At 55.6% G+C, this 214-nt stretch carries 1 rRNA gene; it reads right to left on the reverse strand.

Features of this window, described 5'->3' with window-relative positions:
• A 23S ribosomal RNA gene (locus tag ACLJNW_RS29325) occupies positions 1–214 on the reverse strand; the annotation flags it as partial.

The following is a 214-nucleotide window of genomic DNA, read 5'->3' on the forward strand; positions in this document are numbered from 1 at the left end:
TGGTCTTCCGGCGAGCGGGCTTTTCACCCGCTTTATCGTTACTTATGTCAGCATTCGCACTTCTGATACCTCCAGCATGCCTCACGACACACCTTCACAGGCTTACAGAACGCTCCCCTACCCAACAACACACAGTGTCGCTGCCGCAGCTTCGGTGCATGGTTTAGCCCCGTTACATCTTCCGCGCAGGCCGACTCGACCAGTGAGCTATTAC

The sequence above is a fragment of the Salmonella sp. SAL4457 genome, from assembly GCF_046548235.1.
Lineage (GTDB): Bacteria > Pseudomonadota > Gammaproteobacteria > Enterobacterales > Enterobacteriaceae > Salmonella > Salmonella enterica.